Consider the following 23155-nt stretch of genomic DNA (forward strand, 5'->3'; position numbering starts at 1 on the left):
CCAACACTAAAGCACCAATTCGTTGAGAGCTTTCCTAGGCCCTTAGAGCCGGGAGTGCTGTACATTTCCATCCGCTTCTCCGGTATAGCTCATGCCTGCGCCTGTGGGGGCGAAGTTATCACCCCGCTGACCCCAACGGATTGGCGGATGACCTACGATGGCGAAACCGTATCTTTAACACCTTCAATCGGTAATTGGAGTTTCCCCTGCAGGTCTCATTACTGGGTAAAACGAAGTGCCGTCGAATGGTCGTTTGAAATGTCGGGGGAGGCGATTGAAGTTGGGCGCCGCGGAGACCGAATGGCTAAAGAGCGTTACTACCAAGCAAAAACGGCCAGCTCAGCTTGTCGCCGAAAACGACCCTGTTTTGCCCAACGTTGCGCACGTAGCAGATAAGAAGATCAGCTGGGCACGAAGAATCGTTAACTGGTTGCGGCACCGATAGTGGATCGCACCGGATTATCTAAACACCTTCAAAGTTCGTTGGCCCATACCGAGCAAAGGTATACAGCTCCTTGAAACGCAAAGCGGGAAGATAGGAGAGATTCTTACCATGACTGATATAGAGCAGGCTGTAGCTGTACTACAGAAGGCCAAGAAGGTGGTCTTTTTCACCGGCGCTGGCATCTCCGCCGATAGCGGTATCCCGACCTATAGCGAAAATCTTTCTGGAATCTGGTCAGGACGCGATCCGAGGGATTTAGAGACAGCCAAGGCATTTAGTGAGAACGCAGCATTGGTATGGGGGTGGTATCTGTGGAGGCGTCTCCGAGTCGGTCAAGCAAAACCAAATGCAGCACATCTTGCAGTACCTCGCATGGCTAACACACAACGCCAGATTTCTGTGATCACCCAGAATATCGATGACCTTCATGAGCGAGCAGGGTCTCTAGATGTGGTTCATTTGCATGGCACTTTGGCAATGCCCAAGTGTTTCGCCTGCCATCGGTCTTCGTCTGTATCGCCAGATCAATCAGCAATGCCGGATGAGGGAGCTCTGATCGAGCCTCCTAGGTGTGGACGTTGTAACGGCAAAATGCGCCCTGCGGTGGTATGGTACGGAGAAGATTTGCCGCCCCAGGCTTGGAAGAGAGCAGTTCATCTGGTTAAGGATTGCGATCTTCTGATCTCAGTGGGCACCTCTGGAATTGTAATGCCTGCCGCGGGCCTTCCGGACCTTGCATTGGCGTCTGGAGCATCGGTCATTCATGTGAACAAGGCTGACGTTTCAATGGGCGAACAGAGGGAGCTCATGCTGGTAGGGGCTGCAGTCGAGATATTGCCAATGTTAGCCCAAAGGATAGAGACCATTCGCGCGAGTTAATGACTGGCAAACCGGTTTCGGCTAGAAAAACCATAGGGATTTTCCCTTCTTGATAATTTATTTCCACCAAAAAAATTGCTTTCTTCAGGAAATCTCAACGACCGAGCCCAAGGACTGGCATCGAGCCCAGTACAGCCCTTACTACGTCATTTGCTACCTTGCGATCCAGCCAAGTCCGCGCATCCAATTACATTGACTCAATCGATACCAATTCCACGAACCTGAATTTCTTTCTGGCCGTCCTAGCCGCTTCTTGCTCCGCAACCAGGGAGCTCAGTGTGTCGGCCTCATACACAATCTTGTGCATCTTGCCCTCAAATTCGTTTCCAACCCGCAACGTGACTCTCAGCTTGGGAGTAAAGCTTTTTGAAACTTGCTTTTTTTTCGCATCTTTCAACGGTTCCACCGGCAACAAATCCGGCACGGTGGCTTTTTCGTGTGCATCAATTGCAAGCGCTGGGGTCACAGGCCCACCGAACAGTGCGCGTCGCATTTCTTCTTCTGTTAATTCCATATCATCCAATTTCTCAGAAAAAACGTTATGTATAGCCAACCCATTCTAGCGGGAGCCACTGCTATGCTTGAAGTTTCTCGAATGGAATTTACGCGAAATGTCTGGGGAATATTCTCTGTCAGACCTGTTGGACAGAATGTACCAAAACCAATTGGCGCTGGAGGCTGCGCTGATGGAACTGACCCTCCACATCGAGAATAGGGGGTTCAGCGAGATCAGTGAAAATGTCCGCGGTGCGTTGTACACCATTGGTGAAAATGCCGGCCACATTAAACAGGGCCTGGCGAAGCTCAAATCTAATGACCTCTGACTGATGATCGGCAACCGCCTAATGACCCATTTGATAGCTGAAAGTCAGTCACACATGTGAGCGCCTTTCCATGCCCGTTTTGGCAGCCGTATTTGATGCGTTTGGCACACTCGTAAAAATCGGTGTTGGGACAAATCCTTATCGCAAGATTCTTAAAATAGGGATCGAACAAGGCCGACGCCCCAAAGCCACCGACGCAGAGGATCTACTGTCCATGCCTATGGACCTTAGACAAGCCGCTGATTATTTCGGGATATCAGTTGAAACTGATTTCATGAACCGACTTGAGGACGGCCTCCGTGAAGAGCTGGCGACCATCCAAGCCTATCCTGACGGAATTGCTGCTGTGGCGACCCTCCAAGCAGCAGGATTAAAAGTGGCGGTTTGCTCCAATCTCGCTCAACCATATGCATCGGCCATCGAAAGGCTGTATCCGAATCTGGATGGTTACGCCTACAGCTTTTCAGTGGGAGCTATCAAACCATCATTCAAAATCTACCAGCATGTGACGCAGCTCATCGGTACCATGCCTCGTGAAACATGGATGATTGGTGATTCGCAAAGGTGCGATTGTGATGGTCCCCTTGGGTTCGGTATGCACGGCTTTTACCTGGATCGGAAAGGTGGAGGTAGCTACACGACCTTGCAAGCATTTGCGGAAGACATCCTCCGCAAAAGCTGATGGCTCTAGTAATGCGATCTAAACGAGCGATTAATCGATCAGAACCAAGGAAATGCTACCTAGCCGGGTCAGTGGCATATCGGCACCACGTGCATACGGCTTAGGCAGTAACCAGCTTACTCAGGTAAGCCATACAGCCTTGCAAAAGAAGCAAGATAGGCTGTCAGCTTTTTGCTCCTTCGCCATGCATACTGTCGGCATTTCGCGTGTAATAAAGTAGGGCCAACTACGGGAGAAAATCCTACGTCTCGCAATTGCAGTAAAACGTTTCCTCGTGGTATTTCCAAAAGCAGTGCGACTTCAGAGGACAGAATATAATTTCGTTTAAAATGTTTTATTGCTGCGGGACTTATAATCTGTGCTGACCGCCTAGAGCATTGAACTTTTTCACTACGAAGTCGGCCATGACGTATGAGTGCGTAAGCCACTTCCTCCTTCACGCCCAGCTCTTTTGCTGCATCAGCGACTGATAGTCCATTGTCCTGCGATGATGAGTGAAGTGTTATTTTCCTCAATAAAAGTTCGCTTTTACTAACTAACCACTCACCAACACACACAGCTTCTGACTCAGCTCTGCAAAATACAGGTACCTCACCATCCTTAATTGCGACGAGCAAATCCGTTAATCCACGTGAAGTAGGAAGATAGTGCTTTGCGACTTGAGAAATTGTAATGAAATCTACACCGGAGCTTTTCAAAAAAAATCAGGTACTAAAGCCCCTATTGAAGAGTAGTCAATTAACCATCTCTCACCAGCATGCGGGCAACCACCGACGAATTTCAATATCCCTGCCTCTATTAATTGCTCGATACGGTTCCTACTCAGGCAAAGCAAACGAGATGTTTCACGTAAGTTAATCGGTTCATGCCGAGATGAGGTGAGCCTGCGAGCCTCTTCTAGATCTACCACTGTGGCAGTTTTACCACAGGTGTACGTAAACTCTCTCGTGGCAAGCTCGCCGGACATATGCATCCTTCGAAGAAAACTTTCGGGAAGCCCAACTGTTCTCGCTGCCTTTTTGTATGGGAGCCATCGATGGGCAAGTAATGTACACTCACTTAAGCGCCGATTCCTCATAGCCAATGGACCTTCCCAGTATAGAACAATGTATCGTTCAAATTCATCACGAACAAAGTCGTAGCATCTGTCTGTTAACGACAAATACACATCATTGTAAATTCTTCCAAATGCAGAGCCTAACCTCCAAGAAAGGCTAGACTCTCTAAGATCCATAAGATCGTTAAGCAAATCATGAAAGGTTTTTGGCCAACCTAAGAGTATTTTACCCGCAGCAGCAGCCAAGTCAGGAACCACGTTTTTATAAGACTTCGAGGCGATAATCATGTTCATATCATGTGTGCAGCTCAATGCCCTTACAGCAATTCGAATGGCAAAAAAATGAAACTGGGCCAAAGTTAGCGAATCGACCCCTGGCGATAAGTTCTTATTACAACCGCGGATGCGCTGCTCGAGTTCGACAGAAATCCACAGTTTTGATTCATCCACCGTCGGCAAGATTGAACATGCCGTAATAATGGGATGGCCACAGCTGTCGCAGCTCTCCCTAAATAGAATCTTTTGCGTTGCTTTTGCTTGGCAACCGGGGCATCTGTACAGGAGCTCACGCTTATGTACAATGCACACTGTATATAGAGTTAGGTCCCACAACTCTCGCCAATAAAATTCTGAAGCCATACAAATTGGGCAATACTTTGCATTTATTATGGACCATACCTTCTGATTATTAAATTTAGGCGCTCGAATTTCCGCACTCACATCACGCCAACTTGCATGCCTAGCATGGTGCTCACTTAGCCAGTCATATACCAGCTCATCAGAGAGATCTTTGAAAAGCTTAATAACCTCGCCATTCCAGAGACCATTACATCCTCCCAAGCGATGTAGATAACCCGCCAAGCTCTCATCATATTTAGGCGCAGGGTTTACTACTAAACCGAACATAAAACTGCTCCTTCGGAAAACATCGCAACCGTTTAGATTCAAATAATAAAAACCCGATGATTACACCGGGTTTGACTAGCTTTTAAGCCGCAATAATGTCGAAGCTTTCAAACGGCTCATGATCTCTGATCAAAGGTTTGAAATCGAACATATCACTAAACGGATTTCGCTCATCAGGTGCTGCACTCCAGACCTCGTCCTTAAAGGCCTCACGAAGTATTTCAAGATTGATGCCTTCGGCTCTTAGATTCTGTACCAACCAAACGGCGCGATCAACAATCTTGATTAGATAGTCAATTAAACCGAATGAGGCCAAATAAAAGCGACGAATCATTTCCTTATCTGTAAAAGTAATGGAAAGGACCGGCAGTAGTTCACGGACGCTTTGAAGCAACATAGCGAACTGCGTCCAACTGGCATCATTTAGCGTGAATCTGTTGTAATCAACCGTTGCAGAGAATCTTCGTCGCAACTGTTCGTTGGCCCAAAGCAGACCTTCAGTCCGCTTTAGGCCAACGAGGACGAACATAATGCGAGTTTCGTTCATCAGACTTTTGACCCAGTCAGCGGCCTCGTAGGCATCATTACGCTTGTAATCCACGAGATGCTGCGCTTCGTCTAGAACAACAACTTCGACGTTGAGGTTGCTCAAAAGCAAAATGATCCTCGCAAATTTCGTTTCGGCAGAATGGCTACGTGAGTCTGCATAGGGATCTTTCATCGCCGTTAACATGGCTGTTGCGAGATTTTTTTTGGTAGGCGACGAGGGAATCTCCACAACGAGAACAGAGCGTTTTACCTCCTCGGTTTCTTTCGCAGACTCCAAGCCCCTAACGTACTCTTTGATCAACGTGCTTTTCCCCACACCGCTTGGTCCTTGTATAACAAGCCCCTTGCTAGAGCCTGTGCGTCGTGTGTCTCCATGTACCTCAATTAATCGAGTCAGTGCTCGCTCTGCTTGCGGACTGAGGATGAAGTGGTGACGTAGGGAGAATTGCGCTTGGTTTTCTTGATAACCGCTCATGATTTATTCTCTCCGCTCGGGTCACGAAAAGTCACCTTGTATGGAGTCGCCGTATCTATCGTCATCTCCATATCAAAACAATCCATATCGGCGGATACAACTTGATGCTTCGCTGGTTGAATCTTCCAACCGTTCTTATCTAACTTGGCACGGGCCACCTCCCGACGCTTACGCAGCGTCTGAGAGCGGCGAGCCTCGTTGATATCCTCGGTTATATCGCGATGCGATTGTTGAACTTGTTCGAAACTAGGATTAATGACTCCACTATCTTTTAGCGCTTTATTAGCTGCTTTCAATACATCACGGCTCAACCCAAGCATGCGCTTGTCTTTTATAGGCACCTGCAAAAATATATTTCTGAAACGATCATGCACCCAAACATGGCCGACCTCATCACGATACCGAACGCTTACTTTTTCTTTAGGTTGCAGCCGCGCTCTCAACTCGGATAGTTCAGGAGAGTGGTATCCATAGCCTCCTACTTCTATACCGTAGTGATGTATCTGCGCCATACTTCGGCGTGCAAGGATACATTCGAGTGCGTCAAGATCAACGGGAAGCCTAAGCTGTCGGCCTGCCTCGTGGGCGGCCCACACTTGCGCAGGAGTCCTTTTGTTAAGCCCTCGGTGGGATGTTTGGTGGTACACGTCAACAACCCACTTCACAACGCTGGCTTCAAGCTGAGTCAATGTGAAGCAAGCGTGTTTCTCCGATTTGTAATCCCCCTTCTCTTGGATATTGGAAAAAGTCGTTCCTGGTAACTTATGAATCAATCCAATATTCAGGGTACGGAAAAACCTCTCAACTGAACCTTTCATTTCCGGCCCTCGGGATCGAGGGTACATAATCTCGATACCAAGCTCGTTGAAGCCAGCGATCATATCGTCCGCATGGAATTCAGCGGCGTTGTCAGGGACGAGCCGTGCGGGCATTCCATGACAACGCCACTCGTTCTGGACGTTAGGAAAGCGCGCCAAAAGCGCTGCTTTAGGCCGAATGCCGCGCTCGATTACACGAAGCACAGTTTCAGTATTTGGTGCAGATAAATGGAGTAGGTAGCCCATGATCATTCGGGAAAACTTGTCAAGCACTACCGTAATATATGGGCGCCCAATAACGAATCCTGTTTCTTCGTCAACCAACAACACGTCCAACAGAGTATGGTCAATCTCCCAACGATCCAATATGCTATCAACAACAAGTACTCCGTCCGCGACCCGATGTTTCTTTTTGGCAGCATGTTTACCTATACGATGTACATCAACCTCATACGGATCAAGCTTAGCTATATATCTCCTAATAGTCATTCCACATGGTTTTATTAACTGATCGGAACCCAGACGTGTAGCATTTATCTCTTCCAAGCATTTTAAATATTCGCCGACTACTACCGAAATTTTTTGACGTTCTAACTGAAGGTATACTCGATTTATGACATCTAGCAACACCTCTTCTAGCTCACCAGATATTAGGTTAACCCTTCCTTTAGAAGAATGTTTCGGTACGAGCCTTACAACATTGTTACCCAGAAACTTCGAGCACCACCTCCTAACTGTTGAAATCGAGGGAGTACACGACTCTCCTAGCGCCTCAGAAATCAATTTTAATTTAGCTCGTAGAGTTTCCTTACTGGGTATCCTTGTATTACCTTCCATTACGCCAGTTATATAGTAACGCCGGCGTAAGGCTTCATCACTGTGCTTTTTTGGAAAACAAGTTAAATCCGGGCTTGCGTTCCTCACGTAGGGAATTTCACCAAGGAACGGCTGTTCCGCACAGATTTCGATCTCCCGCCGTTCGTAACCGAGATAAAACTCAGACTCAGTTAACTTAGTCGGCTCTCCTAGCTGATCATAAAACAGCAAGCTCCCATTAATGATTCTCCGATGAAGCGACATCGTTACCCCATTTATAACAACAACGAGTTTCGACTTAAGCAAAAATGTTTGCATGGCGATGTCCTCCGGTTAGAAAGATTGGTGATTTATAACCTAGTGAAACATCAAGGTTGACGCCAATAATGCACAGAGCTAAAAAACGCCAAGCTTCCATCTCTCCAAAAATCGATACCGCTTCCTCAAAAGTATGAGGTTGATATTTATTTAATTCGGAACAGGCGTCTGCTTTATCCGATGAAGAAAGCAAAGGGCCGCGTCGGTGATATAGAATTTTTTGTAAATTATTTGCTAGTGGCTTCCGCCATATCAAATGATCCGTGATGACGGAAAAATTTCGATTGGTAGCAGTGAAGTGCATTTTTGCTGCATCAAGTTTTAGCTTAACGCTGTTAATTAACAGTTTTTTTTCTGGCTTCACTTCGAACCACCACTCACAACCGTTTTCAAGAAAAACGCGGAGATCGGGAACGTAATCTACAAATGAATCACCCAGTGGAACTCTTTCCCGAGAAGGCTGCACCTCATAACGGACAACGGCCGGCGAGAGCTCCAGAAGCCGGAAAAAACCTCCTTCCAGCTGAGATTCCCACGCCACAGAATGCCCATTTTTTAGAGAGGGGAAATACCCCCGAAAATGACATGAGCTTCGCGTAACTACCTTACGTACTGCCATAGCACACCTCCATAGACGTGCACCGTCGCTGCACCAGTAAGCCCGGTGCAGAGCGGTAATCGAGGGCTACAATCGACAGGCAACACTTTCCCGTCGAGCAGCCTCGATAAAGTCGAAATGATGGGAGGGGATTGACAAGCACTGAAAAAAAGCTGAAATTGCGGTTCTCACGCCAGCAATATCGCTTCAAATCAGCGCGGTCAAAACCCCTAGGTTTTGGTCGCGTTTTTACATTTCACACCTCCCGCCTTTCATTTTTTATCCTCTGACGTTGATAGCTAAACATCATTTAAGTACGTCCTGGTTATACCTCCCTGATCTATACCTCTTGACCTATTCAAATCCTAATTCGAGATTCTGCTTGAATCGCCTTCAGCAACCTTTTGATTTCAATAACGGAATGGTCCATCGCTCAAAAATTAGATATTAAATAGTATTCCAGCACGTTAGGAAAATCCATGACTTACAGCTAAAAAACGACCACTTTTTCGACGTCTAAACAGCGTATCCGACAAACTTTTAGGGATAACTAGGTATAATATATTTATACTTATTGAACACTCAGAATATAAATATTAACAGCCCTCTATTACTCTTCTTCACGCTCCAACTATCTAATTTATCTCCTTTTTTCTCAATGAGATTTCATGTTCCCTCTATTAAACGTTCCATTCCCATTAACTTTCTTGCTTCTCGGGTTGCTGAAGGTATAGATCCATAAGTGTTTCGGTTATTTAACCGCCCAAAGATGCAAATATAATTAGCACCAATAAGTTTTTATTATAGATTTGCTCTCCTGTGCCAAAGTCACCATCGCGCATCCCACCGTTTTACGGGCAAAGAAAAGCCCGCTATCAGCGGGCCCTCTTCTAAAAATGGCTACCCAACCCTAGGGGCTAGTCGAACCATTTATTTGTGAAACGTCGCAACTATTCTGTGAACCTACACCTGATCAGAAATCCAGGTTGGAAACCGCCAGAGCATTGCTTTCGATGAAGTCACGACGAGGTTCAACTGCATCACCCATCAGGGTGTTGAAGATTTGATCCGCGCCAATGGCGTCCTCGATGGTTACGCGCAGCATGCGACGCTGAGCCGGGTCCATGGTGGTTTCCCACAATTGATCCGGGTTCATTTCGCCCAGACCTTTGTAGCGCTGGATAGTGTGGCGTTTGGTGCTTTCAGTCATCAACCAGTCCAAGGCTTCCTTGAACTCCTTGACGGCTTTCTTGCGCTCGCCACGCTGAATGTAAGCGCCATCGTCCAGCAGAGTGCTCAGTTGCGCGCCCAGAGTGACCACAGTCTTGTAGTCGTTACTACCAAAGAAGTCGCGGTTGAACGTGACGTAGTTCGACAGCCCATGGGAGATCAGTTCGACCTCCGGCAGCCAGACGTTACGTTCACGGTCCTCACGCAAGCTGGCTTTGTACACCAGGCCAGACTTCTCGACGGTGCGCAGGCGGGCTTCGTACTGCGCCAACCACGCCTGCATGTGTGCGTGATCGCCCAGCTGCTCCAGGCTGACCGATGGCAGGTAGATGAAGTGCTCGGTCAGTTCCTGAGGGTACAGACGCGACAAGCGCTTGAGCGTCTTCATCACCATGCGGAAGTCGTTTACCAGGCGCTCCAGCGACTCACCGGAGATGCCCGGTGCTTCGTCGTTCAAGTGCAGGCTCGCATCTTCCAGCGCCGACTGCGTCATGTACTCTTCCATGGCGTCGTCGTCTTTGATGTATTGCTCTTGCTTGCCCTTCTTGACCTTATACAGCGGCGGCTGGGCGATGTAGATGTAGCCGCGCTCGATCAGCTCCGGCAACTGACGGAAGAAGAAGGTCAACAGCAGGGTACGGATGTGCGAACCGTCGACGTCGGCATCGGTCATGATGATGATGTTGTGGTAGCGCAGCTTGTCGATGTTGTATTCATCGCGGCCAATACCGCAACCCAGCGCCGTGATCAGGGTGCCGACTTCCTGGGAGGAAATCATCTTGTCGAAGCGCGCCTTCTCGACGTTGAGGATCTTGCCCTTCAACGGCAGGATGGCCTGGGTGCGACGGTTACGGCCCTGCTTGGCGGAACCGCCAGCAGAGTCACCTTCCACCAGGTACAGCTCGGAGAGGGCAGGGTCCTTCTCCTGGCAGTCAGCCAGTTTGCCGGGCAGTCCGGCGATATCCAGTGCGCCTTTGCGGCGGGTCATCTCACGGGCTTTACGCGCCGCTTCACGGGCCCGCGCAGCGTCGATCATTTTGCCGACAACCAGCTTGGCTTCGTTCGGGTTTTCCAGCAGGAAGTCGGAGAAGTACTTGCCCATCTCCTGTTCCACGGCGGTCTTCACTTCGGAAGATACCAGCTTGTCTTTGGTCTGGGAGCTGAACTTGGGGTCCGGCACTTTTACCGAGATGATTGCAGTCAGGCCTTCACGCGCATCGTCGCCAGTGGTGGCGACTTTATGCTTCTTGGCCAAACCTTCAGCTTCGATATAAGTGTTGAGGTTACGCGTCAATGCCGAGCGGAAACCTACCAGGTGAGTACCGCCATCGCGCTGTGGAATGTTGTTGGTGAAACACAACAGGTTCTCGTTGAAACTGTCGTTCCACTGCAGGGCGATTTCCACGCCGATGCCGTCGTCGCGCTGGATGTTGAAGTGGAATACCTGGTTGACCGCAGTCTTGTTGGTGTTCAGGTATTCAACGAATGCACGCAGGCCGCCTTCGTACTTGAACAGCTCTTCCTTACCGCTGCGCTCATCCTTGAGGACGATACCCACACCGGAGTTCAAGAACGACAGTTCGCGAATCCGCTTGGCCAGGATGTCCCAGCTGAAATGGATGTTTTTAAAGGTTTCATCAGACGGTTTGAAGTGGATCTGCGTACCCGTGGTTTCACTGTCGCCAACGATTTTCATCGGCTCCTGTGGAACACCATGGACGTAGGTCTGCTCCCAGATTTTGCCACTGCGGCGTACTGTCAGTATCAGCTCTTCGGACAGCGCGTTCACTACTGACACGCCTACACCGTGCAAACCGCCGGAAACCTTATAGGAGTTGTCGTCGAACTTACCGCCAGCATGCAGCACGGTCATGATGACCTCGGCTGCCGATACGCCTTCTTCTTTATGTACATCGACCGGAATACCGCGACCATTGTCGCGCACGGTGATGGATTCATCCGGATGGATGATGATGCTGATGTCGTCGCAGTGACCGGCCAGAGCTTCGTCGATGGAGTTGTCGACCACCTCGAACACCATGTGGTGCAAACCGCTGCCATCATCGGTGTCGCCAATGTACATACCGGGACGTTTGCGTACGGCATCCAAACCTTTCAGCACTTTGATGCTGGTCGAGTCGTACGTTCTTTCTTCGCTCATGCCTTCACTCCCGATGGTCGTGGGTCTGGGTGATACGGCCTTGTTCCACGTGGAACAAAGCGACTGGCGTTTCCGTCTGCCAGCCTTCCCTCAATAATTCGTGGTCTACACAGGTGATAAACACCTGGCAGCGTAAGTCTTCCAACAAGCGGCATAGCGCGCGGCGATGTTGCTCGTCGAGTTCGGACGGCAAGTCATCCACCAGATAAATACACTGCCCGCGTCGGGCCTGGCTGACCAAGTGCCCCTGAGCAATACGCAGTGCGCACACCACCAGCTTCTGCTGACCCCGCGACAGTATGTCTGCGGCATTGTGTGCACCTAATCTAAGGCGCAAGTCAGCGCGTTGTGGGCCGGCCTGGGTGTGGCCAATTTGCTGATCACGTTGCAGGGAGGTTGCAAGCACTGCACTCAGCTCACGCTCTTTGTCCCAACCACGGTAGTAGCTCAGCGTCAGCCCCTCGAGTTCCAGCAACTCACTCAAGGTCTGCTCAAAGACTGGTTTCAAGGCTTTGATATAGGCGCGGCGGTATTCATCGATTTCGTCGCTGGCCAGGCACAGTTCACGGTCCCAAGCCGCCTGCGAAGCGGAGTCAAGTGTACCATGCCGCAGCCATGAGTTCCGCTGCCGCAGGGCCTTCTGCAGACGCTGCCACGTGGCCATAAACCGTGGTTCCACGTGGAACACGCCCCAGTCGAGAAACTGTCGGCGGATTTTTGGTGCGCCCTCCAATAACCGGAAGCTGTCGGGATTGATCAATTGCAATGGCAGGATTTCGGCAAGTTGCGCGGCACTGCGTGCATTCTGCCCATCGATGCGAATTTGAAAGTCGCCGCCCCGATCACGGGAGATCCCCAAGGCGCTATGTCCACCTTCCGCCAATTCGACCTGGCCGAACACGGTGCACGCCAATTGCTCGTATTGGATCACCGGCAGCAGTCGCGCACTGCGAAACGAACGGGCGAGCCCCAGCAAGTGAATAGCTTCCAGCACGCTGGTTTTGCCACTGCCGTTGGCGCCATGGAGGATATTGATGCGAGGGGAGGGAGAGAAGGTCACCGGGTGCAGATTGCGCACCGCGGTGACCGAGACACGACTGAGGGACATCTAGCTTGCGCTGAGCATGATTACAGACGCATCGGCATAACAACGTAAGCCGAGTCGTCGTTATCGGATTCTTGTACCAGGGCGCTGCTGTTGGAGTCCGACAGGATCAGGCGAACCTGTTCAGTAGTCATCACACCCAGCACGTCCAGCAGGTAGCTCACGTTGAAACCTATCTCGAGCGAGCCACCGTTGTAGTCAACGCCCACTTCCTCTTCCGCTTCTTCCTGCTCCGGGTTATTCGCCTGGATCTTCAATTGGCCGTTGGCCAACTGCAGGCGGATGCCGCGGTACTTCTCGTTCGACAAAATCGCCGTGCGGCTGAAAGCTTCACGCAGGGCCTGACGGTCACCGAGTACCAGCTTGTCACCCCCCTTAGGCAGTACGCGCTCGTAGTCCGGGAACTTGCCGTCGACCAGCTTGGAGGTAAAGGTAAATTCGCCAGTGGTGGCGCGGATATGGTGCTGACCGAGAACGATGCTGACGATACCGTCCGGCTCGGTCAGCAGGCGCGCCAACTCCAGGATACCTTTACGCGGCACGATCACCTGGTGGCGATCCGGCTGACCGATATCGGCACGCATCGAGCACATTGCCAGGCGATGTCCGTCGGTGGCCACGGCGCGGATGATACCTTCCGAGACTTCCAGCAGCATACCGTTGAGGTAGTAGCGTACGTCCTGCTGGGCCATGGCGAAGCTGGTGCGTTCGATCAAACGACGCAGCTTGCTCTGCTCCAGACTGCAGGTCAGCGAGCCCGGGCCTTCTTCCACGGTAGGGAAGTCATTGGCTGGCAACGTCGACAGAGTAAAGCGGCTGCGGCCGGCCTTGACCACCAGCTTCTGCTCATCGACCTTGATATCGATCAGCGCATCGTTCGGCAGGCTTTTGCAGATGTCCATCAGCTTGCGTGCCGGCACGGTGATCTCGCCAGGTTCGGCAGGCTCTTCGAGCTGCACACGCCCAACCAGTTCGACTTCCAGGTCGGTACCGGTCAGGGACAATTGCTGGCCTTCGACCACCAGCAATACGTTGGAGAGCACCGGCAAGGTCTGTCGGCGCTCGACGACGCCTGCGACCAGTTGCAGGGGTTTCAACAGGGCTTCGCGTTGAATGGTGAAATGCATGGTCTAGTCCCTTGCCTTAATAAGCTGCGCTGGTGACATCACGTCGTGAGCGTACGCAGCAGGTTCTTGTAGTCCTCGCGAATATCCGCGTCGGATTCCTTAAGTTCATTGATCTTTCGACAGGCGTGCAGGACGGTCGTGTGGTCGCGACCGCCAAACACATCACCGATTTCCGGCAGGCTGTGGTTGGTCAACTCCTTGGAGAGGGCCATGGCCACCTGACGCGGGCGCGCCACAGAGCGCGAACGGCGCTTGGACAGCAGGTCGGAAATCTTGATCTTGTAGTACTCGGCCACAGTGCGCTGAATGTTATCCACACTCACCAGTTTGTCCTGCAATGCCAACAGGTCTTTCAGGGACTCGCGGATCAGCTCGATGGTGATATCGCGGCCCATGAAGTGCGAGTGCGCGATGACCCGCTTGAGCGCGCCTTCGAGTTCACGCACGTTGGAGCGGATACGCTGGGCGATGAAGAAGGCCGCATCGTGGGGCAGATCAACTTTTGCCTGATCGGCCTTTTTCATCAGGATCGCCACACGGGTTTCCAGCTCCGGCGGCTCAACTGCAACGGTCAGGCCCCAGCCGAATCGCGACTTCAAGCGTTCTTCCAGACCTTCGATCTCCTTCGGATAACGGTCGCTGGTCAGGATGACCTGCTGACCGCCTTCGAGCAGGGCGTTGAAGGTATGGAAAAACTCTTCCTGAGAACGTTCCTTGCGCGCAAAGAATTGAATGTCATCGATCAGCAAAGCGTCAACGGAGCGATAGAAGCGCTTGAACTCGTTGATTGCATTGAGCTGCAAAGCCTTGACCATGTCGGCCACGAAGCGCTCCGAGTGCAGGTATACAACCTTGGCATTCGGGTTCTTCTTTAACAGATGGTTGCCCACTGCATGCATCAAGTGGGTCTTACCCAAGCCAACCCCGCCATACAGAAAAAGCGGGTTATAGCCGTGCTTGGGATTATCCGCGACCTGCCAGGCGGCCGCGCGGGCCAACTGGTTGGACTTGCCTTCAACGAAGTTCTCGAAGGTGAAGGTACGGTTGAGGTAGCTGGTGTGCTTGAGCGCACCTTCGACCTGCACCGTGCGCTGTTCGGCACGTACCGGCGCTTGCTGGGAAGCGGCGCCAGCCATCGGGTCGAAGCTGTCGCGAGACGGCTCTTCATTTATGGGCGCGTTTTTCTGCGACGCGGGTTTTGAAGCCGCCTGCGCAACCGGTGCCGCCAAGTTATTAACAGGGGCCGCAGCGGCCTGAGCCTGCGAAGCACTCGCCGCGAGCGGAGCATTCGGTGCAGCACGAGGTACAGAGCTGCGTTTGCTGCCTATCAATAAGGAGAGCACGGGCGCGATACCGTTGCCGTGTTCGTCGAGCAACTCGAGCACACGGCCCAGGTACTTTTCGTTGACCCAGTCGAGAACAAAACGATTAGGCGCATAGACACGCAACTCGTCGCCTTCGGCTTCGACCTGTAGTGGACGGATCCAGGTGTTGAATTGCTGGGCAGGCAGCTCTTCGCGCAAAAGCTCTACGCACTGCTGCCAAAGTTCCACTGACACGGATATCCCCTAAGTTGAAAGCCGGTGAGGCAAAAACAGCCGCCATTGTAGCGGCCAGCCGCCCACTTATCCACATGTAGGTTGCTCACAGACGACCCAAAATCAACGCGTTATCTGTAAAAAAGAAGACAGATGGTCTGTGCATAAGCTCTGTGGATAAGCGCCCCTGAGCCCGTTGTACAAGTGGGGGTGAAAGTCTGTGAGTAACTGGCCTGTGGATAAAACCGTGTTCCACCCACAGCTTATCCGACAGCGCAGCACAGGAAGGACACCGTTTTCCCCTGTAGTTGTCATCCTCTGTACATCACGTGAAATATGGGCTTGGGGCAGTTATCCACAGATAGACGCCGGCATAGCTTTTATAAGCTTTACAGAAAAGCTTTAAATAACTTCCTTCTTTATATTTATATCTATGCCACTGCTCGTCGACGCCACTCACACGGAAAAGCCCAAACGGGCTGCCGAGATCTAATTAAAGGAAAAGCTGGTTGGAAATTGACCTAGAGCCTTGCTTTCTCTAGAATCGCCGGTCTCTTAAAACGGGGGCCATTCCGGCCCGTTGTGGACGAACCAGGTAACAACGCCATGAAACGTACTTTCCAACCAAGCACCATCAAACGCGCCCGCACTCACGGTTTCCGTGCTCGCATGGCTACCAAGAACGGCCGTGCTGTCCTGTCGCGTCGCCGCGCCAAAGGTCGTGCGCGTCTGGCAGTTTGATAATCCGGTACTGGTGGTGAGTCAGGACTTCAGTCGGGAAAAGCGTCTGCTTACCCCCCGGCACTTCAAGGCAGTCTTTGACTCCCCCACCGGCAAGGTTCCGGGGAAAAATCTCCTGCTCCTTGCGCGTAACAACGATCTTGATCACCCACGTCTCGGGTTGGTGATCGGCAAGAAGAGCGTAAAGCTCTCCGTTGAGCGCAATCGCCTCAAGCGTCTGATGCGCGAATCGTTTCGCCTCCACCAGGACACTCTGGTTGGTTGGGATATTGTTATCGTCGCGCGCAAAGGCTTGGGGGATGTAGAAAACCCCGAATTGATTCAGCATTTCGGCAAGCTATGGAAGCGTCTGGCGCGTACCCACAAACCAGCACCAGCAGTCGTCGAAACTGTAGGGGTAGACAGCCTTGATGCGTAAACTGGCCATCGTTCCGATCCAGTTTTACCGCTATGCCATTAGTCCTCTGATGGCCAACCACTGTCGTTTCTACCCCAGCTGTTCCTGCTACGCGTTAGAGGCCATAGAAAATCATGGTCTTCTGCGCGGTGGCTGGCTGACCTTTCGTCGTTTAGGTCGCTGTCATCCGTGGAATGCCGGTGGTTATGACCCGGTTCCACCTATCCCTACCTCCCGTTCTTCTTCGATGGCCGAGTAATCATGGATATTAAACGCACGATCCTGATCGTCGCCCTGGCAATCGTGTCCTACGTCATGGTCCTTAAGTGGAACCAGGACTATGGCCAGGCTGCCCTGCCGACTCAGAATGTTGCTACCAATCAGGCTGCGCCGGCTATTCCGGACACCCCGCTGGGTAACAATGCGTCCGCGAGTGCCGATGTTCCCAGCGCGAATGGCGAGACTGCCGCACCTCTTGAAACGCCAGTGGTCACCAACAAAGACCTCATCCACGTGAAAACGGATGTGCTTGACCTGGCTATCGATCCACAAGGTGGTGATATCGCGCAGTTGAAACTGCCGCTGTATCCACGTCGCCAGGACCATCCGGATGTGCCGTTCCAACTGTTCGATAACGGTGGTGAGCGCACGTATCTGGCACAAAGCGGCCTGACCGGCACCAATGGTCCGGATGCACGTGCTACCGGTCGTCCGGTTTATTCGACCGAACAGAAGAGTTATCAACTGGCCGATGGCCAGAATCAGTTGAATGTCGACCTGAAATTCAGCCTCGATGGCGTCAACTACATCAAGCGCTTCAGCTTTACCCGCGGCCTGTACGACTTGAAGGTCACTTACCTGATCGACAACGAAAGCGCCAAACCGTGGACCGGCAACCTGTTTGCCCAGCTCAAGCGTGATGGCAGCTCCGATCCTTCTTCCAGCACCGCCACCGGCACCGCGACTTACCTGGGCGCAGCCCTGTGGACAAGTGGCGAGCCGTACAAAAAAGTGTCGATGAAAGATATCGACAAGGGCGCACTGAAAGAAAATGTTCAGGGTGGCTGGGTAGCCTGGCTGCAACACTACTTCGTGACCGCCTGGATTCCGAACAAGGCTGAAGCCAATCTGGTTCAGACGCGTAAGGACAGCCAGGGTAATTACATCATTGGTTTTACCGGCCCGGCGTTGACCGTGGCGCCAGGTGCCAAGGCTGAAACCAGCGCTACCCTGTACGCCGGTCCGAAAAGCCAGGCAGTGCTCAAAGAGTTGTCCCCAGGTCTGGAACTGACCGTGGACTACGGCATTCTGTGGTTCATTGCTCAGCCGATCTTCTGGCTGCTGCAACATATCCACAGCATTGTGGGTAACTGGGGCTTCTCGATCATCTTCCTGACCATGCTGATCAAAGGGATCTTCTTCCCTCTGTCGGCCGCCAGCTACAAGTCGATGGCGCGCATGCGTGCCGTGGCGCCGAAGCTGGCTGCTCTGAAAGAGCAACATGGTGATGACCGGCAGAAAATGTCGCAGGCCATGATGGAGCTGTACAAGAAAGAGAAGATCAACCCGCTGGGTGGATGCTTGCCGATTCTGGTGCAGATGCCGGTATTCCTGTCGCTGTACTGGGTACTCCTGGAAAGCGTCGAAATGCGCCAGGCGCCGTTCATGCTGTGGATAACTGACCTGTCGATCAAGGACCCGTTCTTTATCCTGCCGATCATCATGGGCGCGACCATGTTTATCCAGCAGCGCTTGAACCCGACTCCGCCGGACCCGATGCAGGCGAAGGTAATGAAAATGATGCCAATCATCTTCACCTTCTTCTTCCTCTGGTTCCCAGCCGGTCTGGTGCTGTACTGGGTGGTCAACAACGTGTTGTCGATCTCTCAACAGTGGTACATCACGCGTAAAATCGAAGCGGCTACCAAAAAAGCCGAAGCGTAATTTACTCTGTGGGTAACCACTCAAGACGCCCCCTAGTGGGGCGTTTTGCTTTCCGTCATTTTTGTTCTGGAACCTGCTGATGAGCGCACCTCGTGAAACCATTGCTGCCGTTGCGACCGCTCAAGGTCGCGGCGGTGTCGGTATCGTTCGAATTTCCGGGCCGCTCGCCGGCAGGGCGGCACAGGCAATCAGCGGCCGCGAGCTGAAGCCACGCTATGCCCATTACGGTCCCTTCCTCGACGCCGACAACAGCGTGCTGGATGAAGGCCTTGCCCTCTATTTCCCGGGGCCCAACTCATTCACCGGTGAAGATGTCCTGGAGCTGCAGGGACACGGCGGTCCGGTGGTACTGGATATGCTGTTGCAACGTTGCCTGCAGATGGGTTGTCGTCTGGCTCGCCCGGGCGAGTTCAGCGAACGTGCCTTTCTCAACGACAAACTAGACCTGGCCCAGGCTGAAGCGATTGCCGACCTGATCGAGGCCAGTTCCGCACAAGCTGCCCGGAACGCTTTGCGCTCGTTGCAGGGTGCTTTCTCGCTGCGCGTGCATAACTTGACTGAGCAACTGATCAGCCTGCGTATCTACGTTGAAGCAGCAATTGATTTCCCGGAAGAAGAAATCGACTTCCTTGCCGACGGCCATGTTCTTGCGATGCTCGATAAGGTTCGTGAAGAGTTATCCACAGTACTGCGCGAAGCGGGGCAGGGCGCCTTGCTGCGCGATGGCATGACGGTGGTAATTGCCGGGCGTCCGAATGCCGGCAAGTCGAGCCTGCTCAATGCACTTGCAGGGCGTGAAGCTGCCATCGTTACCGAGATTGCCGGCACTACGCGGGATATTCTGCGCGAACATATCCACATCGATGGCATGCCATTACACGTGGTTGACACCGCCGGGCTGCGCGACACCGACGACCAGGTGGAAAAAATTGGCGTGGAACGGGCGCTCAAGGCAATCGGCGAAGCGGACCGCGTGCTGCTGGTGGTGGACGCCACGGCGCCGGAAGCTGTGGATCCTTTTGCCTTGTGGCCCGAGTTCCTCGAACAACGACCGGACCCAGCCAAGGTCACCTTGATCCGGAACAAGGCAGACCTCACGGGCGAAGCCATCGCAATGGAGACCAGCGAGGATGGCCACGTCACGATCAGCCTGAGTGCGAAATCAGCGGGTGAGGGACTGGAACTGCTACGTGACCACCTCAAAGCCTGCATGGGCTACGAACAGACCTCGGAAAGCAGCTTCAGCGCTCGCCGCAGGCACCTGGAGGCGCTGCGCCATGCCAGCGCGGCGTTGGAGCACGGCCGGGCACAGCTGACCCTGGCAGGCGCCGGTGAGCTATTGGCGGAGGATTTGCGTCAAGCGCAGCAGCTCTTGGGTGAGATCACCGGCGCGTTCAGCTCCGATGACTTACTCGGACGGATTTTCTCCAGCTTCTGCATCGGTAAATAAACCTTACGCCGACTCCAGACAGGCCATTCGTGCCTGTCTGCTGCGCTCGTTTCAGAGCACTCCATCTCAAAACCTGAATTTCTATCGATAGGCACGGCATTTTCGTGGGCGCTATTTGCGCTTTGCACTGCTTTTCTGTGGATTAAGCCCTGTGAATAACCCTACCTGTGCCCGGTTGATAACAGGGCTCAAAAACTGCGTATAAGGGCGGCTGTGGATAACCACCTGTTTAATCCACAGGCTTAGCGCAGTTATCCAAGGGCCTCATTGGCACCTGACCACAGACTTTTGAATCGCTGTACACAACGTGAATAAAGGGCTGTAGAGATCTATCCACAGAAAACATGCTCAGTAGAAATAAACATAAAAACAAAGATTTAATAAATTTCTCTCTTTTAATTTCTATTGTCCGTGATTCATCCACAGCTGGTTAAATTTTGTGCAAAGGGTTCTTTAGGGAAGGCTAAGTCCCTATACTTGCCGCCAAGCTCAAAAACTCTTTCAACCAACAATTCCTGATTACCTACATAAGCAGGCACGAGGTGCGTGGTGGATTTCCCTTCCCGTTTTGAAGTGATCGTCATCGGCGGCGGTCATGCCGGTACCGAGGCAGCACTGGCGTCAGCACGCATGGGTGTTAAAACCCTGCTGCTCACGCACAACGTGGAAACCCTCGGCGCCATGAGTTGCAACCCCGCCATTGGCGGGATTGGCAAAAGCCATCTGGTCAAGGAAATCGATGCCCTGGGTGGCGTCATGGCCATGGCTACCGACAAGGGTGGTATTCAATTTCGCGTGCTCAACAGCCGCAAGGGCCCGGCCGTGCGTGCCACCCGGGCACAAGCTGACCGCATCCTGTACAAAGCGGCAGTACGTGAAACCCTGGAAAACCAGCCGAACCTGTGGATATTTCAACAGGCCGCCGATGACCTGATCGTCGAGCAGGACGTGGTGAAAGGGGTTGTCACCCAAATGGGCCTGCGTTTCTTCGCAGAGTCCGTGGTGCTGACCACCGGGACGTTCCTCGGCGGACTTATCCACATCGGTATGCAGAACTATTCCGGTGGACGCGCGGGTGATCCTCCCTCGATTGCCCTGGCAAAACGCCTGCGTGAATTGCCGCTGCGGGTCGGTCGCCTTAAAACCGGAACCCCGCCGCGTATCGACGGGCGCTCCGTGGATTTCTCGGTGATGACCGAACAGGCTGGCGATACACCGATTCCGGTGATGTCGTTCATGGGCTCCAAGGAGCAGCACCCCAAGCAGGTGAGCTGCTGGATCACTCACACCAATGCGCGCACCCACGAAATCATCGCAGCCAACCTTGATCGCTCGCCGATGTACTCCGGTGTGATCGAAGGCATCGGTCCGCGGTATTGCCCGTCGATCGAAGACAAGATCCACCGCTTTGCCGACAAGGAAAGCCACCAGGTCTTCATCGAGCCCGAAGGCTTGACCACACACGAGCTGTACCCCAACGGGATTTCCACTTCCCTGCCGTTCGATGTGCAAATCCAGATCGTGCAGTCGATTCGCGGCATGGAGAACGCGCACATCGTGCGCCCCGGCTACGCCATCGAGTACGACTACTTCGACCCGCGCGATTTGAAATACAGCCTGGAAACCAAAGTGATCGGCGGGCTGTTTTTCGCCGGGCAAATCAACGGCACAACCGGTTACGAAGAAGCCGGCGCCCAGGGTTTGCTGGCAGGGACCAACGCTGCGCTGCGTGCACAGGGCAAAGACAGCTGGTGCCCGCGTCGCGATGAGGCGTATATCGGCGTGCTGGTTGACGACCTGATTACCCTGGGCACCCAGGAACCGTACCGGATGTTTACTTCTCGGGCCGAATACCGCCTGATCCTGCGTGAAGACAACGCAGATCTGCGCCTGACCGAGAAAGGCCGCGAGCTGGGCCTGGTCGATGATGCGCGTTGGGCCGCGTTCTGCAAGAAACGCGAAAGCATCGCGCTCGAAGAACAACGGCTGAAAAGCACCTGGGTTCGCCCAGGTACCGAGCAGGGCGATGCGATCGCCGAAAAATTCGGCACGCCGTTGACCCACGAATACAACTTGCTCAACCTGCTGTCACGTCCGGAAATCGACTATGCCGGCCTGGTCGAAGTGACCGGCCAGGGCGCAGAAGATCCGCAGGTTGCCGAGCAGGTCGAGATCAAGACCAAGTACGCCGGTTACATCGATCGTCAGCAGGACGAGATCGCTCGTCTGCGCGCCAGTGAGAACACCAGACTGCCTGTGGATATCGACTACACCGGGATTTCCGGGCTGTCCAAGGAAATTCAAGGCAAACTGGGGATAACTCGGCCGGAAACCCTAGGCCAGGCGTCACGCATTCCCGGTGTCACCCCGGCAGCCATTTCGCTGTTGATGATTCATTTGAAAAAACGCGGCGCGGGCCGTCAGTTGGAGCAAAGCGCTTGAGTTCGTTGGTCACCTCGCAACACGCCGAAGAGTTATCCACAGGTGCTCGCCAGTTGGGCGTTGACCTGACCCCGGCCCAGCACGACTTGCTGCTGGGCTACCTGGCCCTGTTGATCAAATGGAACAAGGCGTACAACCTCACGGCAGTACGTGATCCTGACGAAATGGTCTCGCGTCATTTGCTCGACAGTCTGAGTGTGATGCCATTCATCACGAATGGGCGCTGGCTCGATGTAGGCAGTGGCGGCGGTATGCCAGGCATTCCGCTGGCCATCCTGTTTCCCGAGTCGCAGGTCACCTGCCTGGACAGCAATGGCAAGAAGACCCGCTTCCTCACCCAGGTCAAACTCGAACTCAAGCTGGATAACCTGCAGGTTATCCACAGCCGCGTCGAAGCCTTCACGCCTGAACAGCCATTCAACGGAATTGTTTCCCGGGCATTCAGCAGCATGGAGAACTTCAGCAACTGGACCCGCCATTTGGGCGACCTCGATACGCGCTGGCTGGCAATGAAGGGCGTCCATCCAAGCGATGAGCTGTTAGCATTGCCGGCGGACTTCCACCTCGATAGCGAACACGCCCTGGCCGTACCCGGTTGCCAAGGCCAACGCCATCTGCTGATACTGCGCCGCACGGCATGATTGGGAACACAA

General features: G+C 52.9%; 20 protein-coding genes. 11 read left to right on the forward strand and 9 right to left on the reverse strand.

Annotated elements, in window-relative coordinates; translation table 11 throughout:
* Positions 1–54 precede the first annotated feature (54 nt).
* Together LUB09_RS07475 and LUB09_RS07480 are read left to right on the forward strand one after the other, a co-directional pair.
* Positions 55–396, forward strand: a complete 342-nt coding sequence (locus LUB09_RS07475) for a DUF6527 family protein (RefSeq protein WP_231422232.1) — start codon at positions 55–57, stop codon at positions 394–396.
* A 157-nt stretch (positions 397–553) separates the two neighbouring features.
* Positions 554–1324, forward strand: a complete 771-nt coding sequence (locus LUB09_RS07480; protein ID WP_231422233.1) for an SIR2 family NAD-dependent protein deacylase — start codon at positions 554–556, stop codon at positions 1322–1324.
* 187 nt (positions 1325–1511) lie between these two features.
* On the opposite strand, the gene LUB09_RS07485 is transcribed toward LUB09_RS07480, so the two are convergent.
* Positions 1512–1838 carry a hypothetical protein gene (locus LUB09_RS07485; RefSeq protein ID WP_231422234.1) on the reverse strand — a complete coding sequence of 109 codons (327 nt, stop codon included), beginning with the start codon at positions 1836–1838 and terminating at the stop codon, positions 1512–1514.
* 97 nt (positions 1839–1935) lie between these two features.
* Here LUB09_RS07485 and LUB09_RS07490 point away from each other — a divergent pair, with 97 nt between their 5' ends.
* Both LUB09_RS07490 and LUB09_RS07495 read left to right on the forward strand, forming a co-directional pair.
* Positions 1936–2148 (forward strand): hypothetical protein, encoded by a 213-nt coding sequence (locus LUB09_RS07490; protein ID WP_231422323.1) that lies wholly within the window; start codon positions 1936–1938, stop codon positions 2146–2148.
* A 70-nt stretch (positions 2149–2218) separates the two neighbouring features.
* Positions 2219–2830 (forward strand): HAD family hydrolase, encoded by a 612-nt coding sequence (locus LUB09_RS07495; protein WP_231422235.1) that lies wholly within the window; start codon positions 2219–2221, stop codon positions 2828–2830.
* A gap of 694 nt (positions 2831–3524) precedes the next feature.
* Here the strand turns inward: LUB09_RS07495 and LUB09_RS07500 are convergent.
* From LUB09_RS07500 to dnaA, 8 genes are all read right to left on the reverse strand, one after another.
* Entirely contained in the window at positions 3525–4793 is a 1269-nt protein-coding gene (locus LUB09_RS07500) for a TniQ family protein (RefSeq protein WP_231422236.1), read from the reverse strand.
* A gap of 82 nt (positions 4794–4875) precedes the next feature.
* Positions 4876–5817 (reverse strand): TniB family NTP-binding protein, encoded by a 942-nt coding sequence (locus tag LUB09_RS07505; protein ID WP_231422237.1) that lies wholly within the window; start codon positions 5815–5817, stop codon positions 4876–4878.
* Entirely contained in the window at positions 5814–7769 is a 1956-nt protein-coding gene (locus LUB09_RS07510; protein ID WP_231422238.1) for a DDE-type integrase/transposase/recombinase, read from the reverse strand. The genes LUB09_RS07505 and LUB09_RS07510 overlap by 4 nt, the downstream gene beginning before the upstream one ends.
* Positions 7750–8388, reverse strand: a complete 639-nt coding sequence (locus LUB09_RS07515; protein ID WP_231422239.1) for a Tn7 transposase TnsA N-terminal domain-containing protein — start codon at positions 8386–8388, stop codon at positions 7750–7752. The genes LUB09_RS07510 and LUB09_RS07515 overlap by 20 nt, the downstream gene beginning before the upstream one ends.
* A gap of 952 nt (positions 8389–9340) precedes the next feature.
* Entirely contained in the window at positions 9341–11758 is a 2418-nt protein-coding gene (gyrB, locus tag LUB09_RS07520; RefSeq protein ID WP_209986688.1) for a DNA topoisomerase (ATP-hydrolyzing) subunit B, read from the reverse strand.
* A 4-nt stretch (positions 11759–11762) separates the two neighbouring features.
* Positions 11763–12866 (reverse strand): DNA replication/repair protein RecF, encoded by a 1104-nt coding sequence (gene recF, locus LUB09_RS07525; protein ID WP_231422240.1) that lies wholly within the window; start codon positions 12864–12866, stop codon positions 11763–11765.
* A 20-nt stretch (positions 12867–12886) separates the two neighbouring features.
* Positions 12887–13990: a DNA polymerase III subunit beta gene (gene dnaN, locus LUB09_RS07530; protein WP_209986680.1), complete on the reverse strand. Its 1104-nt coding sequence runs from the start codon at positions 13988–13990 to the stop codon at positions 12887–12889.
* A gap of 38 nt (positions 13991–14028) precedes the next feature.
* Positions 14029–15549 carry a chromosomal replication initiator protein DnaA gene (gene dnaA / locus LUB09_RS07535; RefSeq protein ID WP_209986676.1) on the reverse strand — a complete coding sequence of 507 codons (1521 nt, stop codon included), beginning with the start codon at positions 15547–15549 and terminating at the stop codon, positions 14029–14031.
* A 585-nt stretch (positions 15550–16134) separates the two neighbouring features.
* Between dnaA and rpmH the strand changes: the two genes are divergently transcribed.
* The 7 genes from rpmH to rsmG all read left to right on the forward strand — a co-directional run bounded on the left by rpmH (position 16135) and on the right by rsmG (position 23143).
* On the forward strand, positions 16135–16269 hold the full coding sequence (gene rpmH, locus LUB09_RS07540; RefSeq protein WP_003213577.1) for a 50S ribosomal protein L34: 135 nt from the start codon (positions 16135–16137) through the stop codon (positions 16267–16269).
* A gap of 16 nt (positions 16270–16285) precedes the next feature.
* Positions 16286–16687 (forward strand): ribonuclease P protein component, encoded by a 402-nt coding sequence (gene rnpA, locus LUB09_RS07545; protein WP_197675632.1) that lies wholly within the window; start codon positions 16286–16288, stop codon positions 16685–16687.
* A complete protein-coding gene (gene yidD / locus LUB09_RS07550; protein WP_192298133.1) occupies positions 16680–16925 on the forward strand; it encodes a membrane protein insertion efficiency factor YidD in 246 nt (81 codons plus the stop codon). The genes rnpA and yidD overlap by 8 nt, the downstream gene beginning before the upstream one ends.
* Before the next feature lie 2 nt (positions 16926–16927).
* On the forward strand, positions 16928–18610 hold the full coding sequence (yidC, locus tag LUB09_RS07555; protein WP_209986673.1) for a membrane protein insertase YidC: 1683 nt from the start codon (positions 16928–16930) through the stop codon (positions 18608–18610).
* A gap of 79 nt (positions 18611–18689) precedes the next feature.
* On the forward strand, positions 18690–20060 hold the full coding sequence (gene mnmE / locus LUB09_RS07560) for a tRNA uridine-5-carboxymethylaminomethyl(34) synthesis GTPase MnmE (protein WP_231422241.1): 1371 nt from the start codon (positions 18690–18692) through the stop codon (positions 20058–20060).
* A 549-nt stretch (positions 20061–20609) separates the two neighbouring features.
* Positions 20610–22502 (forward strand): tRNA uridine-5-carboxymethylaminomethyl(34) synthesis enzyme MnmG, encoded by a 1893-nt coding sequence (gene mnmG, locus LUB09_RS07565; protein ID WP_209986669.1) that lies wholly within the window; start codon positions 20610–20612, stop codon positions 22500–22502.
* Positions 22499–23143, forward strand: coding sequence for a 16S rRNA (guanine(527)-N(7))-methyltransferase RsmG (rsmG, locus tag LUB09_RS07570; protein WP_231422242.1), 645 nt, complete (start codon positions 22499–22501; stop codon positions 23141–23143). Before mnmG ends, rsmG begins: the two co-directional genes overlap by 4 nt.
* Positions 23144–23155 lie beyond the last annotated feature (12 nt).

The sequence above is a fragment of the Pseudomonas sp. Leaf59 genome, assembly GCF_920984685.1.
Classification (GTDB): domain Bacteria; phylum Pseudomonadota; class Gammaproteobacteria; order Pseudomonadales; family Pseudomonadaceae; genus Aquipseudomonas.

Excerpts from the sequence above, each read along its gene's own strand:
- yidC (WP_209986673.1), top strand. The coding sequence starts at position 16,928 with ATGGATATTAAACGCACGATCCTGATCGTCGCCCTGGCAATCGTGTCC.
- LUB09_RS07515 (WP_231422239.1), bottom strand. The coding sequence starts at position 8,388 with ATGGCAGTACGTAAGGTAGTTACGCGAAGCTCATGTCATTTTCGGGGG.
- LUB09_RS07495 (WP_231422235.1), top strand. The coding sequence starts at position 2,219 with ATGCCCGTTTTGGCAGCCGTATTTGATGCGTTTGGCACACTCGTAAAA.
- dnaN (WP_209986680.1), bottom strand. The coding sequence starts at position 13,990 with ATGCATTTCACCATTCAACGCGAAGCCCTGTTGAAACCCCTGCAACTG.
- mnmE (WP_231422241.1), top strand. The coding sequence starts at position 18,690 with ATGAGCGCACCTCGTGAAACCATTGCTGCCGTTGCGACCGCTCAAGGT.
- recF (WP_231422240.1), bottom strand. The coding sequence starts at position 12,866 with ATGTCCCTCAGTCGTGTCTCGGTCACCGCGGTGCGCAATCTGCACCCG.
- gyrB (WP_209986688.1), bottom strand. The coding sequence starts at position 11,758 with ATGAGCGAAGAAAGAACGTACGACTCGACCAGCATCAAAGTGCTGAAA.
- yidD (WP_192298133.1), top strand. The coding sequence starts at position 16,680 with ATGCGTAAACTGGCCATCGTTCCGATCCAGTTTTACCGCTATGCCATT.
- LUB09_RS07500 (WP_231422236.1), bottom strand. The coding sequence starts at position 4,793 with ATGTTCGGTTTAGTAGTAAACCCTGCGCCTAAATATGATGAGAGCTTG.
- LUB09_RS07505 (WP_231422237.1), bottom strand. The coding sequence starts at position 5,817 with ATGAGCGGTTATCAAGAAAACCAAGCGCAATTCTCCCTACGTCACCAC.
- LUB09_RS07490 (WP_231422323.1), top strand. The coding sequence starts at position 1,936 with ATGTCTGGGGAATATTCTCTGTCAGACCTGTTGGACAGAATGTACCAA.
- LUB09_RS07480 (WP_231422233.1), top strand. The coding sequence starts at position 554 with ATGACTGATATAGAGCAGGCTGTAGCTGTACTACAGAAGGCCAAGAAG.
- LUB09_RS07510 (WP_231422238.1), bottom strand. The coding sequence starts at position 7,769 with ATGCAAACATTTTTGCTTAAGTCGAAACTCGTTGTTGTTATAAATGGG.
- LUB09_RS07485 (WP_231422234.1), bottom strand. The coding sequence starts at position 1,838 with ATGGAATTAACAGAAGAAGAAATGCGACGCGCACTGTTCGGTGGGCCT.
- rpmH (WP_003213577.1), top strand. The coding sequence starts at position 16,135 with ATGAAACGTACTTTCCAACCAAGCACCATCAAACGCGCCCGCACTCAC.